Annotated in this window: 14 protein-coding genes and 2 pseudogenes; 13 read left to right on the top strand and 3 right to left on the bottom strand. The window is 39.1% G+C overall.

From position 1 onward, the window contains the following. A partial coding sequence (locus VB714_RS12470) for a hypothetical protein (protein WP_323224598.1) occupies window positions 1-475 on the bottom strand: 475 nt, incomplete at its 3' end. Window positions 476-502: 27 nt separating this feature from the next. On the opposite strand from VB714_RS12470, the gene VB714_RS12465 reads away from it, so the two are divergent. The 7 genes and pseudogenes from VB714_RS12465 to VB714_RS12435 all read left to right on the top strand — a co-directional run bounded on the left by VB714_RS12465 (window position 503) and on the right by VB714_RS12435 (window position 3,435). Next, window positions 503-727, top strand: coding sequence for a DUF433 domain-containing protein (locus VB714_RS12465; RefSeq protein WP_323224596.1), 225 nt, complete (start codon window positions 503-505; stop codon window positions 725-727). After that, window positions 724-918, top strand: a pseudogene (locus VB714_RS12460) (DUF5615 family PIN-like protein); the annotation flags it as partial. The gene VB714_RS12465 and the pseudogene VB714_RS12460, both read left to right, overlap by 4 nt. Before the next feature lie 26 nt (window positions 919-944). Further along, window positions 945-1,070, top strand: a complete 126-nt coding sequence (locus VB714_RS12455; RefSeq protein ID WP_323224591.1) for a hypothetical protein — start codon at window positions 945-947, stop codon at window positions 1,068-1,070. Beyond that, window positions 1,067-1,465 (top strand): DUF433 domain-containing protein, encoded by a 399-nt coding sequence (locus VB714_RS12450; protein WP_323224589.1) that lies wholly within the window; start codon window positions 1,067-1,069, stop codon window positions 1,463-1,465. Before VB714_RS12455 ends, VB714_RS12450 begins: the two co-directional genes overlap by 4 nt. Next, window positions 1,458-1,814, top strand: a complete 357-nt coding sequence (locus VB714_RS12445) for a DUF5615 family PIN-like protein (protein ID WP_323224587.1) — start codon at window positions 1,458-1,460, stop codon at window positions 1,812-1,814. The genes VB714_RS12450 and VB714_RS12445 overlap by 8 nt, the downstream gene beginning before the upstream one ends. Beyond that, window positions 1,802-1,978, top strand: coding sequence for a hypothetical protein (locus VB714_RS12440; RefSeq protein ID WP_323224585.1), 177 nt, complete (start codon window positions 1,802-1,804; stop codon window positions 1,976-1,978). The genes VB714_RS12445 and VB714_RS12440 overlap by 13 nt, the downstream gene beginning before the upstream one ends. Then, window positions 1,975-3,435 (top strand): Fic family protein, encoded by a 1,461-nt coding sequence (locus VB714_RS12435; RefSeq protein WP_323224583.1) that lies wholly within the window; start codon window positions 1,975-1,977, stop codon window positions 3,433-3,435. The genes VB714_RS12440 and VB714_RS12435 overlap by 4 nt, the downstream gene beginning before the upstream one ends. Window positions 3,436-4,156: 721 nt before the next feature. Here the strand turns inward: VB714_RS12435 and VB714_RS12430 are convergent. Continuing rightward, the gene (locus VB714_RS12430) at window positions 4,157-5,800 is read right to left on the bottom strand and encodes a CocE/NonD family hydrolase (RefSeq protein WP_323224581.1); all 1,644 of its coding nucleotides are present in this window, start codon (window positions 5,798-5,800) and stop codon (window positions 4,157-4,159) included. A gap of 214 nt (window positions 5,801-6,014) precedes the next feature. On the opposite strand from VB714_RS12430, the gene VB714_RS12425 reads away from it, so the two are divergent. From VB714_RS12425 to VB714_RS12400, 6 genes are all read left to right on the top strand, one after another. Next, window positions 6,015-6,338: a hypothetical protein gene (locus VB714_RS12425; RefSeq protein ID WP_323224579.1), complete on the top strand. Its 324-nt coding sequence runs from the start codon at window positions 6,015-6,017 to the stop codon at window positions 6,336-6,338. Window positions 6,339-6,458: 120 nt separating this feature from the next. Continuing rightward, window positions 6,459-7,529: an adenylate/guanylate cyclase domain-containing protein gene (locus VB714_RS12420; RefSeq protein ID WP_323224577.1), complete on the top strand. Its 1,071-nt coding sequence runs from the start codon at window positions 6,459-6,461 to the stop codon at window positions 7,527-7,529. Continuing rightward, window positions 7,471-8,151 (top strand): adenylate/guanylate cyclase domain-containing protein, encoded by a 681-nt coding sequence (locus VB714_RS12415; protein WP_323224575.1) that lies wholly within the window; start codon window positions 7,471-7,473, stop codon window positions 8,149-8,151. Before VB714_RS12420 ends, VB714_RS12415 begins: the two co-directional genes overlap by 59 nt. A 7-nt stretch (window positions 8,152-8,158) precedes the next feature. Continuing rightward, window positions 8,159-9,898, top strand: a complete 1,740-nt coding sequence (locus tag VB714_RS12410; RefSeq protein WP_323224573.1) for an adenylate/guanylate cyclase domain-containing protein — start codon at window positions 8,159-8,161, stop codon at window positions 9,896-9,898. Between the two features lie 134 nt (window positions 9,899-10,032). Beyond that, window positions 10,033-11,259: a M23 family metallopeptidase gene (locus VB714_RS12405; RefSeq protein ID WP_323224571.1), complete on the top strand. Its 1,227-nt coding sequence runs from the start codon at window positions 10,033-10,035 to the stop codon at window positions 11,257-11,259. A 60-nt stretch (window positions 11,260-11,319) separates the two neighbouring features. Beyond that, window positions 11,320-13,128, top strand: a complete 1,809-nt coding sequence (locus VB714_RS12400; protein WP_323224568.1) for a hypothetical protein — start codon at window positions 11,320-11,322, stop codon at window positions 13,126-13,128. Between the two features lie 11 nt (window positions 13,129-13,139). Here the strand turns inward: VB714_RS12400 and VB714_RS12395 are convergent. Further along, window positions 13,140-13,288, bottom strand: a pseudogene (locus VB714_RS12395) (PKHD-type hydroxylase); the annotation flags it as partial.

The following is a 13,288-nucleotide window of genomic DNA, read 5'->3' as shown; positions in this document are numbered from 1 at the left end:
TATCTATAATTCCGGTCATAGGATTAATAATTAATGTTTCTCCCTCCAACATTTGAATCATTATATTTTCATCTTTCTGCAATAAAGCAATACCTTGATCGGGTAAATCTTCATGAAGTCGTAAAGAACAACCTGGATTAAAAAGAAAAATTTCTTCCTCCGTCAATACAGCAGTTATTTGTCCGATCGCTTGAATTTGAACTATGTTAATATTTAAAGGAAGAGACATCAAAATACGACCTGTTTCTAAAGCGATCGCAGCAACTTGGCGATCGACTCCCAACCAAACTATATTTTGTTCTTCCGAGACGATAATAATCGGATCGAGAGAAACACTCGTCCAACTCATACCATAAATTCCTAAAGAATGACCCAAATCGAGAGAAGCAAATCTTTGAGCATAATCATGAACAATAATTTTGCGAATTCCTTCAAGGCGATCGAATTCTAGCTTGCTAATATGAGTTAGTTTCATAAGTTATTTTCTGGGGAGAGAGTTTAGATGTCAGAATTATTATCTAGAATTACGATAAATCCTCGACAATGTGGAGGTCGTCCCTGTATTCGAGGAATGAGAATTAGAGTCTCTGACGTGCTGGAATTATTAGCAGGAGGACTAAGTTTTGAGAAAGTTTTGGAGGAAATGCCCGATCTCGAAGGAGACGATCTGCGAGCGGTTTTATTGTATGCTGCACGTAAGTTAGATCATCCGGTTCTTGTCGCATGATTATTTGGTTAAATGCTCATCTTTCCCCCGCGATCGCAACATGGATTACAAATGAATTAGGAATAACCGCGATCGCCCTGCGAGATGTTGGTTTGCGAGATGCAGAAGATGAGAAAATTTTTAGAGCAGCAAAAGAACAAGGTGCTGTTTTAATGACAAAAGATCGAGATTTTGTCGATTTGCTCGATCGCTTTATTCCAAGCAGGAGAAAGTTTGGTTGAAATTACAGGGTAAACCATCGGATTATATCAAAATTAAAAGCGATCGCACTTCCCATGAGACCCTAGAAAAGCGATCGCATTGCCGTTACAATGGAATTTTAAGAAGAGAAATTGAAGAATGACCGCATACCCCTTAAAACTACCCGATCGCCTGCATGAAGAAGCAGCACAATATGCAGAAACTCAAGGGATTTCCTTAGAGCAATTTATCATTGGTGCGATCGCCGAAAAAGTGGGAATGTTTCGTCAACCCGCAGACGATCCAGCATTTCCTCAGATTGCCTATCGAAAAGGAAGTTCGGGACAATATACCCCCATTCTCAAAGGAACGGGAATTAGAGTACAAACTATCGTCATCGCACGGAATCACTGGAAATTTTCCCCATCGCAAATTGCTACAGAATACAATCTCCAGAATACTCAAGTTGCAGAAGCATTGAGATTTTATTTGCTTCATACCGAAGAAATCGATCGCGCGATCGCAATAGAAGAAGTTTTTGAGAGCAATTGTGTCTAAATTTTTATTGCATCTTGATGCAGATGCTTCAATTAAAGCCTTACAAAATGCGCTCGTCAATCGCGGACATGATGTAACTCGAACTCCTAATGATTGGATGCTTTTAGATGCGTCTGACGAAACACAACTATTAACCGTAAGGGAAAAGGGGAGATGTATTTTTACTTTTAATATTCGAGATTTTCTGATTTTAGCGCAACGCCATCCAGACCATAAAGGAATTATTTTAGCGGCTCAAAATAGCTGGACTTTATCGAGTTTAATCGCTTCCTTGGATCGAGTGTGCTTAGAAACCCAAGCAGAAGATTGGCTCGGGCAAGTTCGTTGGTTGAATCAATGGAAAGAATAGCACCGTTTAAAAGCGATCGCATCTCCCAATATTATCGACAAGCAAAGCGATCGAGTAAAATAGAGGTGCGTGTTTTCAATGGAGAGAGTTTAGATATTAGTGGTAGACAAGTGCTAAAATTATTAATAAAATCAACTTTTTGGGTATTTATAAAAAATTTATGAAATGGCAACCTATAGAAAATTTAACATCAGATTGGCAAAAACTTGCCAGTGATGAATTACCTCCTTTAGTAACAGTTTGGGACGAACAAGCAGAACGCCTTCAAAACTCAGGAGAATTTAAAATATTTATGGAAAGATTGTGTCGAGAAATCGCGATCGAAACAGGAATTATAGAGCGCTTATACACTATCGATCGCGGTATCACTCGCTTATTAATTGAACAAGGAATCAATGAGGCTTTAATTCCTCATGGAACGATCGATCGTCCTGTCAAGCAAGTTGTTTCTCTGATTCAAGATCAGCAAGCGGCTGTAGAAGGATTATTTGATTTTGTGGGAAGACAAAGACCGTTATCGACATCTTATATTAAACAGCTACATCAGCTTTTAACGCAAAATCAGGAAAGTACCGAAGCCTTAAATCAAGCAACTGGACAAATTACTAATGTTTCTCTCATTCGTGGAGATTGGAAAAAACTACCTAATAATCCCATGAGATCGGATGGTTCAATTCATGAATATTGTCCTCCCGAACAAGTTGCATCGGAAATGGACTGTCTATTAGAATGGCATCATCAACATCAAGAAGCTAAAATGCCTCCAGAAATTGAGGCTGCTTGGCTACATCATCGTTTTACCCAAATCCATCCGTTTCAAGATGGAAATGGTCGATTAGCAAGGTGTTTAGCAAGCCTAGTATTTATTCAGGCTAAATGGTTTCCTTTAGTGATTACTCGAGACGATCGCGCAGTTTATATTGCTGCATCAGAACAAGCCGATCGGGGTGATTTATCAGATTTGATTCAGTTATTCTCCAAAAGTCAAAAACAATCTTTTGTTCGCTGTTTAGGTTTATCCGAACAAATTTTATCTGAATCGAGACAAACACAAACTATAATTACAGCAATTGCAGATAAACTTAGACGCGGACAATTACAATCTCTTGCAGATCGTTGTCAAGAAGTTGAATACTTCTCAGATTGCTTATACACAATAGCTTCTGAGCGAATAGATAATCTTATTGAGTATATAAAACTCTCTCTACAAAACGTAAGTAGTGATTTTGATGTTTTTCGAGTTTCTTTTAAACCCGAACACGCTCACTATCACCGTTATCAAGTTATAGAAACTGCTAAACAATTAGAATATTTTGCGAATTTGCGTCCATATCATAAATGGTTGCAGCTTGTCATTGATGCAGGATCGTCAACCATAATTTTACTGTCTTTTCATGTTGTAGGTCGCGAGTATCGAGGTCTACTCGCCTGTTCCGCTTGTGCATTTCATAAAGATAATACAGAAGAAAATGAACGGAGTATTAGTGAAATTCAATCATTAACTGATACACTTTTTCAATTTTCTTATGCTGATGAAGAGAACAATCTTGTAGAACGTTTTCAAAAGTGGCTAGAAGAAGCACTGATAAATGGACTAGAATATTGGAACAATAGTCTTTAAGTTTTGTTTTTTCCTTCCTCGATACTTTGACGCGATCGCGCTATCTCAACCTCTGGCGATCGCAACACGCGATCGCGCTTCCCAATATTATCGACAAGCAAAGCGATTCTCATTCTGAGACACTTCGTGAACGCCTTTCTGTTACAAAAGAAATTAAGTCTCGTATTTTGCTCTCATTTCCTCGATAGTTTTAGTTTTTCCTTCCCTGAGACTTTGACGCGATCGCGCAATACGATCTTGAAATCTTGGGTCCCGTAATAATAATTCTTCCAGTTACAGTGTATACGACATTATAGAAAACGCACAAATCTTCAACTCGCAGCCGATATTGCGGCCATTCTAATCCTTGTAACCGCTAATAGTAAAAACAATCTCAAATCTCACGTCCAGTTGTCTAATTCAATGGCTATTAAAAATTATAGCAGGCGATCGCACCTCCCATGAGAATCCAGAAATGCGATCGCGCTATCTCAATCTTTCGCGATCGCAACACGCGATCGCACTTCCCCATATTATCGACAAGCAAAGCGATCGCGTAAAATAGAGGTGCGTGTTTTCAATGAAGAGAGTTTAGATATTAGTGGTAGACAAGTGCTAAAATTATTAATAAAATCAACTTTTTGGATATTTATAAAAAATCTATGAAATGGCAACCTATAGAAAATTTAACACCAAGGTAAACGCATCTAAAATTGTAGCGAAGAAGACAGATGTGGAACGGTTATCCTGCACGTGTTTGGGTCGATCGGTTAATCAGTAGTTTTGAAGGATATTGCTGGCCAGATTGAAGACTTATTGTTATGATATTGATATCATTAAAATTAACTTCATTATCAAATAAATTCATACCTGAATGAGGCAAGTAAGCCGGAAAACAAGCTGCACTAATACTCAAACGCAAACGATTTCCTTGTTTAAGACAAATACAAGTTTCTTGAAGAGGAATCTGTATTGGATTAGCTAATGAATTAGTGTGAATATAGCCTTGAGTAAAATTGTAAACACCACCATTAGATTTAACTTCAGAGACAATTGCACAGAGATCGAAATTCGGTGTATTGGCTTGACAATATAACTCAACAATGATTTTACCAACGATGTGTAAATCTGAAATAAAAGGTTCGCTAGTATAAGTCAAAACATCACTACGAGAATCAATATGAGAACGTTCAAAAGAACCTGATGGAAAAGCAATATGGCCTCCTAAAGAAGGAACAGATCGCCAAGGATCGTGTACGAGAATGTCTTCTTGTTGCTCTTCACTGCCATGATTTAGACTTAATTTTCCTGCATCATCGCGAATACTTGCTAAACCATTACTGGTTAAATAATAAGCATTGGGTTCTCCTTGAGGAAACATTTCAAAATCTTTCCATTGATTGCTTCCCATCTCAAATAAACGGACGGGATTTGTTGCTAAAATTCCCGTATTTTTTCCTTTGAGAAAATGGTCAAACCAGCTAATTTGTAGCTCATCTACTGGACTGGCTGCTTCTTGGCCATAATCGATCGCGCCGACTTTTCTTCCCCAAGGTAAATGACCCCAAACTCCGACAATTAAATGCTGGGGTTGAGTGCATTTCTGCACCATTTCTCGATATAAACGTAAGGTTCCTCGTAAATAGCAATCAAACCAACCTCCAATATGCAACATCGGAAGATCGACATCGGTAAGATCGGGTTTAAATTGTTGCCAATATTCTCCAGGTTGAGGATGTGCAATCCATTCATCAAAAAATGAACTGGGGGCATATTTTCGCAAACATTCTCTAAAGGATGATGCAGGATTATCAAATGGTAAATTACGAGCAGATGTATAAAGAAGTTGATATGCTTTGAAATCCTTTTGTAAGCGTGCTGTTTCTGCGGCTAATTGTACCGCCCAACCCAAATTTGCCTGCAAACAAAATGCCCCATTTTCATACGCCCAATCTGCATAAATATCATAACCTAACATTCCAGGACAAAGCACTTTTAAGGCTGTTGGTTTATTTTGTGCGGCATAAAGTTGAGTCATCCCTTGATAAGAAAATCCATACATTCCTACCTCTCCCGTACTTTGAGGAAGTTGAGAAGCCCAATTTACTGTCTCGATCCCATCTTCAATCTCATTAATAAAAAGGTCGAATTTTCCTTCAGATGTACCGCAACCGCGCACGTCTTGAATAACAACAATATAACCTCGCGCAGCATACCATTTTGGATGAGCGTAGACCACGGTAGAGGCGATCGCGCGTCCATAGGGTTGACGCATCAATAACACTGGAAATTCCCCCGATGCTTCGGGACGATAAATATCTGCATCGAGACGAAGGCGATCGCGGGTGACGAGAGAAGCTGTTTCTTTAATAACTTGATATTTCAAAATATTTTTAAGCTGTGTAAATTCTACATTTAAGATATATTTTATAGCAATAAGTAAATACTTGGTATTGTCAAGCTATTGTAATTAAACTTTATTTTTAAGAAGCCGAGTGCAAAGTTTTACAAGCTGTCTTTTGACAAAAAGAGCAATATCTAGACAAGATATAAGACGCGGTTTTCTATACCGATCGCTTAAATTTTTGGAGAAATTTCTCATGCACATCCATCCCGAAAAACCGAAACTTATTTCTATCGGCATTGCTCCCATCGGCTATATTTCAATTGGCATTGTTCCGATGGGGATCGTATCCATTGGTATTGTTCCGATGGGGGTTATTTCTTTAGGTGCTGTTGCAATGGGGTTTTTCTCTGCGGGAGCCGTTGCAATGGGAGTTTTAACGGGTGGAGTCCAATCGATGGGAATCGTGAGCGTAGGGACTCAGGGTATGGGTAATATTAGAATTCCCCTGCATCACGAACACGGCGATCGTGAAAATCACGAACATCACGAAAATCACGGTCAAGAAGAGATGAAATAGGAAAATCATCTAATTTGGTCTAGAGACTTCATTTCAGGACAAGAAAGGCGAGTTTTATTTCCGGAATGCTTACCTTAAGAGGGGTAATAAGGAAGGAAACACGATCGCATTTCTATGTTAATGGTACGTTTTTCACCGAAATTCTCTATCGGTATCAAAATTTTTGGGATCGCCACCAGTATGCTTGTCTTCTTGGTGGTGATAGTGGGAATTAACTACGATCGCATCAAAAAAGTTAATAATGAACTTATCGATCTGTCCAAATATTCTACTCCTCTCACGACTCATCTCAATACGATTAATATTCGCGTCCTCAAGCAACAGATACATCTCGAGCGAATTTTACAACTTTACGAAAGCGAACCCGTTAACTGGCCGCAAATTGAGCAAGAATTTGCTGAGTTTGAACAACAAGGGAAGAGAGTAGATGAGGAAGTTGATAGCGCGATCGCTCTTTCCTATGATGCTCTTTCTCATGCTAAACTTATTCGCGATATTATTCAAGTTGCCCGACTCAAACCTCTTTTATATAATCTTGAAGAAGAGCATCAAGAATTTCACAATCGCGGTTTACAAATTATTCAATCTTTGCAAACTGGAAACAGTACATTAATTAATTTTCTCGAGAATGAATTACAAGAAGAAGAAGAGCAATTCAATCGACAAATTCAAGGTGTTTTTCAGGAATTAGGTATATTTATTCAAGATTCTGCTCGCAATGCCGATCGCGAGGAACGAGCAATTCTTAATCTTAATATTATCCTGATTAGTCTTGCAACTGGATTTGGTATCCTTTCTGCTTTTACTCTCACTGCGGGTTTAGTCAATCCTTTGAAAAAGTTGATTGGGAGTACCAAGGAAGTCGAAGGAGGAAACTTAGATATTCAAGTGGCGATCGCCTCGGGAGATGAAATCGAAACCTTGGCAGATGCTTTTAATCTTATGGTTGAAGAAATCAAAGAAAAAGAACAAATTCAGAATACTTTTGGACAATATGTAGACCCGCGTATTGTTGAAAATTTAATTCAACAAAAGTCTAAACAAAGTTTTGGAGAAAAGCAAAATGTAACAGTATTTTTTTCTGATGTTGTGGGATTTACTGCGATTAGTGAAATGCTTGCTCCCGAAGGACTTGTTAAACTCCTCAATCAGTATTTTTACCCTTGCTGCCGAACCGATCGCACGCTATAACGGTGTTATTGATTGCTTCATTGGGGATGCGATGAGATCGTTTTGGAGCGAACCTTTTGTTAGCGCATCAGAACACGCTAAATTTGCTTGTTTTGCAGCTTTAGAACAGTTTGTTCAATTGGAGAGATTGCATCGAATTATGCCGGATTTAATGGGATTTCGGAAAGGTTTGCCGGATTTTGATATTCGTATTGGTTTGGCCACCAGTGAAGCGATCGCGGGCAATATTGGCTCAGAACAGTTTAAATCTTATACTGTTATGGGTGATGCAGTAGAATTGGCAGAACATTTGGAAGGATTAAATAAGAAATATGGCACAAAAATTTTACTGACAGAAGATACGCAACAACTTGCACAAGATGCGATTGAAACCCGAGAAATTGATTTAATTGTTGTTGGCGATCGGCAATTAAAAATTTATGAACTATTAAGTCGTAAAGGGGAAATTGATATTGAGCTAGAATATTTACGAGATCGTTTTGAACTGGGAATTACGGCATATCACCATCAAGATTTTGCTCAAGCACGAGCCTATTTTGAAACCTGTTTGCTGGTCAAATCTGACGATCGACCTACACAAATATATCTAGAAATTATTAATCAACAAACAAGCAATAATTAATAAAGCAATGATTAAATTATTACGAAAAACTCCAATTAGTGCTAAAATAATTGGCTTGGCATTGGGAGTACTCAGTTTCTCAATTGTTGCGTTTACTATTTCTCATAATCGTCTTCGTCAAGTACAAAAAGAAATTCATAGTTTGTCTGAATATACAATTCCCCTCACTAATTTAGTTGCAGAAATAGACATTCATGTTTTAAAACAACACTTTCACCTCCATCGTATTGTCCGATTTTATGAAATTGAACCCTTCGATCGCCAAAGCATTACCGAAGAAATAAGAGAATTTAAGCAGCGTGGCGATCGCGTTGACGAGGAATTGGAATCAGCCAATAATTTGATTAAAATAGGCTTAACCGATCTGCAATTACCAACAACACGAAAGGAATTTTCTCGACTCAATCCTATTTTAGATAAGATTGAAAAAGAACAGCAATATTTTCAGGATCGCGCTCTCGAAATCATACAATTATTAGCAGAAAATAAAAAAATACAAGCACGTCAGTTAGAAAATAGATTGGAAATTGAAGAAGAACAATTTAATAAAGAAATAGCTAATATTTTAACAGAACTGAATGAATTTACAGTTCAAGCAGCGCGATCGAGTCAACGACACCAACAAAAAGTTTTACATTTAGGGATTTTTATTGCCACGATCGCCACGATAACAAGTCTGTTTTCGGCTTCTGCGATCGCAACAGGATTAGTGCAACCTACTCGCTATTTAACTCACAAAATTAAAACAATTCAGAAAGGGAATTTTAATCTAAAAATAGAAATCAAAACAGAAGATGAAGTCGGAAAACTTACCCATTCTTTTAATAAAATGTTGGTAGAATTGAAACAAAAGGAAACAATAAAAGAGACTTTTGGTAAATATGTCGATCCCAGAGCGATCGCGCATCTCATGGAAGATCCGCAAGGCACGAAAACAGGAGGAGAAAAACAAACAATGACTGTTTGTTTTTCGGACATTACAGGAATTGAAAATTTAGAAAATATGTTAGTTTCCCATGAATCAATTGAAACGATTAATCAATATTTAACTCTAATGTCCTCGCCAATTTCTCATCATTGTGGTGTAATTGATAAGTTTCTGGGGACAATGATTATGGCATTTTGGGGAGAACCTTTTACTTCGGCAAAAGATCGCGATCGCCTAGCTTGTTATGCAGCGTTAGAACAAATCAATTGCTTAGATTCTCTCCGTCAATACTTAGCCAATGCGATCGCAGAGATCGATGTAAACAAAATCGATTTAAGAATTGGATTAGCAACAGGAGATTTAGTGGTGGGTAATATGGGATCGGAATCTTCTAAGTCTTATACGGCGATCGGAGATGCTGTTAATTTGGCTTCGCGTTTACAAGGTGCCAGCAAACAATATGGGGTTCGTATTCTCATCGCAGAAGAAACGCGCAATGAAGTCATTGATTTTATCGAAACGCGAGAAATCGATCGCATTCAAGTTGTTGGGAAAGAAGACTCTGTGCGAGTTTATGAAGTGTTAGCGCGTAAAGAAAACTTGCAACCAGATTTAGCAGCACTAAGAGATTGTTTTGAGCAAGGATTAAAAGCCTATCGACAGCAAAATTGGCAACAAGCAGAGGCTTTATTGACAGAATGCCTACAGATTAAACCTCAAGATTGTCCTTCACAAATTCTCCGCGATCGCGTTCTCCAATTTCAAAAAAATTCTCCTCCCAAAGATTGGGATGGAGTTTGGCATTTAACTAAAAAATAGCCAAGAATTAGAATGCAGCATAACCAAAGCTAACATTAAACTTACGACACCAAATAACATTTGAGTTTGAGCGAGAAGCTGAATTCAGGTAGAGTTCAGGAAAGTCTCAGAAAGAGAGGCGATCGCGACGGAGAATGCACAATTATTGGCGATCGATGCTATTATCGCTCTATTCCGATCCGAAAAACATGAGAAAACCGCGTCATTCCTCATCCTCTCGTGCTAAATCTCGTACCAAGAGTCGGGTCAGAAAAAAAACATCTCTCCCTCCTCGTGGGACCTCTATCTCCCCGAATTCTGGTTATCCGGTGCGATTGCGTCGGCGAAAAGTTCGCCGCAAACATACCTTTCGCAAGCGTCTGCGATCGCTTCTCTTCTTATTAATTGTCCTTTGGTTTATCTTTGCGATCGTCGCCAAACCCGTCGGTTATTTTTTGCGTGCGGTGCAGTATTCTTTTATTGGCTGGGTGCGGACTGAATATCTTTGGATTAAACCGCAAACTCTGGCTGACGAGAAATTTCAAGAAACCCGAGATTTAATTGACGATCTTAACTCTCCTGGCATTCAAGCCTTAATTGCTGCTTTTCGTCAAGATGGGCAACTGTGGTGTACTCTCGAATCTTCCCAACAGTGCGTGCAGGATTTAAAACGGCGCTTATCTTTAATTTATCAGGATTTGAGTCGTGCGGGGATTAATCCTGCCAGCGATCCTCACGCGGTGATCAATACTCTCGATCTATATCAATCGGGTTCTCGGGGTGGGAGTCGTCGTTTTCCTCAAGAATATATTGCTGCTAAAGAACAAGGCAAAAATAGTCTTGAGGCTTTAGTTCGAGGCAGACTTCGCGTTCTTAACAATGATAGCCCCCTGGATACTCCATCATTTCGCAAACAATGTCCCCCTCAACAACGCAAGAGTGACTGTTTGATTATTCAACAGCGCGATCGCGTTAGAGCCATTCAAGCTATCCTACAGCCTTATTTGCAACCTGAATTCATTCAACCGACGGAGGGGGAACTTTCTCAAGGATTTCACTTATATCACGAAGGCATCGATCTGGCGAATAAAATTGGTACACCGATTATTGCTGCTGCGGAGGGGGAAGTTATTTTTTCCGGGTGGGATGAATGGGGATTGGGAAAATTGGTGAAAATTCGTCACAAAGATGGCAGTACAACAGTATACGGTCACAATCGCGAACTTTTGGTACAGAAAGGGGAATGGGTCAAGCAAGGACAGGAAATCGCTAAAATGGGCAGTAGCGGCAATTCTACGGGTCCTCATTTACATTTTGAAATTCGCATTCAAGGTAAGGCGATCGACCCTGAAACCCTCGTAAAAGATGCAAATAATCAATGAGTGTTAATGCGATCGCGCACATTGCTGTTTTATAATAGATTATCGGTTATTGAATCCATTATGAAAGTTTTACGCTGTTTAATTTTTATCTCTATTCTGTTCTTATTTCCCGGCAATGCTGTTGCTTTAACAAGAGAGAAATCAGAGCAATTAGCAAAGGATTTGGCGAACAATATTCACTTGACAAAATTGGCGCAAAATGTAACAGATGAAGAAGAGTTGATTTGGAAAAATGCAGCTTTGGGGAGTTTGTCGATCGCCTTACTCGAAATTGGCGATCGCGATCGCAGTATCGAGATTTTTCGCAGTATTGAGGATCGGTTTCTGCAACAACAAACTTTATCTGAGTTGGTTTTGCGGTTAATCAGAAAGGGAGATGTTAAAGTGGCTTTGGAGCTGATTCGGACTTTTAGCGATGGAGATCCAGCTTTTTTATCGGATATCTTTCGCAATTTAATCGCTGAAGATCGCGGCGATCGCGCTTGGGAAATTGTTCAATTAATTAACAGTGACGATCGACAAATTTTATTGCTATTTTTGCAGGCTGCGATCGCCAATGAGGACTACGATCGCGCTTGGGATATTATCCGCGATCGCCAAAGGGAACTTCTTCCCTATATTAATCTGAAAGGCATGGCTTTAGGATTTGCCAAACAAGGGAAAAGCGATCGCATTCTCGAAATTATGACGGTTTTAGAGAGCGATCGCGATCGGCAAGATTTAACCTTACTGGTCGCATTAACTTTAACAGAACAAGGCGAACTAAAACAAGCTCTGGAAGTTGTAAAAAGGCTAGAAAGTCCTTTAGGTCAAGTTGAAGCATTAGGAGCAATTGGCTTAAAATATATGGCAATGGGAGAAGGCGATCGCGGCGAAAAAGAGTTCGATCGCCTCAAAGAATTACTCCCACAATTAGAACCCAATGAAGCAACAGATGCGGTTTTTAAAAACTTAGCCAGTTCTCTTGCTCGAGGTGAAGAGTTCGATCTTGCTCTACAATTAAGCGATCGCCTTTCTAACCCCTCCTTAAAGCCAGAAACCTTGTTTTATATTGCCCGTTATTTAGGAGAAGCAAAACAGTTCGATCGCGCCTTAGAAATCACTGAAAATATTGATATTCCCGAACTGCAAGAAACCGCTATTCAAGAAATTTCCATTAATTTAGCAGAAAATGGGGACAGCGATCGCGCCTTAAAACTCATTCAATCTTTCTCAAATCGAGATAAAACTTTAAACAATATTGCCACAATCTTAGCAGAAAAAGAACAATTCGATCGCGCCTTAAAAATTACTGAAGAGATACAAGAAACAGAAATTAAAATCGTCACCCTCGGCGCGATCGCCTTACAATTACAACAGAACAAACAGCTAGAAACCGCCTCAAAAATTAGAGAACAAACCTTACAACTTTGGGACAACCTCAACGATTCTAGTACAAAAGATTCTCTCTTAAGCCTCATTGTTCTTCCCTTCCTAGAAATTGAAGCCTACGATATCGCCTTAGAAATGTTGCAAAGATCGCCAAATTTAGAAGATAAAAGCAATACCTTACGCGATGTTACCTACACCCTAGCAGAAGCCGGAAAAATGACAGAATCTTTAGAATTTATTGCTTTAGTTGGCAATGAAATTGAAAAAATTGGCACGTTTATTTTCCTAGCTATTCAACTCGATCGCCAAGATCGCCAAGCGGATGCAATTATATCTCTCACTCATGCCCTAGAACTCGTAGGAACTTTAGAGAAAAAGGAACAGAAAGCACTTCTTTTAAGTTCTATTGCCACGCAACTTGCAGAAATCGGGCGATCGCAGCAAGCCACAGAAATCACCGATGATGTTTTAAAACTGCTGCAACTTTTTGCAAGATAAAAGGCGGGAAATTATTCTGCCCATTTCCGCAGAAGATTAGATAGACTTTTACTAAGAAGGTCTACTTCGGGAATTTTTCCATATTTTGCAAAAATCCCGCGCTTTGCAGTATCGAGATCGAAAAGAAGTTCGCGATCGCCAGCATCTCGGATGCGACTCT

It is taken from the genome of Spirulina sp. 06S082 (assembly GCF_034932145.1).
Lineage (GTDB): Bacteria > Cyanobacteriota > Cyanobacteriia > Cyanobacteriales > Spirulinaceae > CCY15215.
This window is presented reverse-complemented; position numbering and strand designations above follow the sequence as displayed.

Excerpts from the sequence above, each read along its gene's own strand:
- VB714_RS12465 (WP_323224596.1), top strand. The coding sequence starts at position 503 with ATGTCAGAATTATTATCTAGAATTACGATAAATCCTCGACAATGTGGA.
- VB714_RS12450 (WP_323224589.1), top strand. The coding sequence starts at position 1,067 with ATGACCGCATACCCCTTAAAACTACCCGATCGCCTGCATGAAGAAGCA.
- VB714_RS12440 (WP_323224585.1), top strand. The coding sequence starts at position 1,802 with ATGGAAAGAATAGCACCGTTTAAAAGCGATCGCATCTCCCAATATTAT.
- VB714_RS12435 (WP_323224583.1), top strand. The coding sequence starts at position 1,975 with ATGAAATGGCAACCTATAGAAAATTTAACATCAGATTGGCAAAAACTT.
- VB714_RS12425 (WP_323224579.1), top strand. The coding sequence starts at position 6,015 with ATGCACATCCATCCCGAAAAACCGAAACTTATTTCTATCGGCATTGCT.
- VB714_RS12420 (WP_323224577.1), top strand. The coding sequence starts at position 6,459 with ATGGTACGTTTTTCACCGAAATTCTCTATCGGTATCAAAATTTTTGGG.
- VB714_RS12410 (WP_323224573.1), top strand. The coding sequence starts at position 8,159 with ATGATTAAATTATTACGAAAAACTCCAATTAGTGCTAAAATAATTGGC.
- VB714_RS12405 (WP_323224571.1), top strand. The coding sequence starts at position 10,033 with ATGCACAATTATTGGCGATCGATGCTATTATCGCTCTATTCCGATCCG.
- VB714_RS12400 (WP_323224568.1), top strand. The coding sequence starts at position 11,320 with ATGAAAGTTTTACGCTGTTTAATTTTTATCTCTATTCTGTTCTTATTT.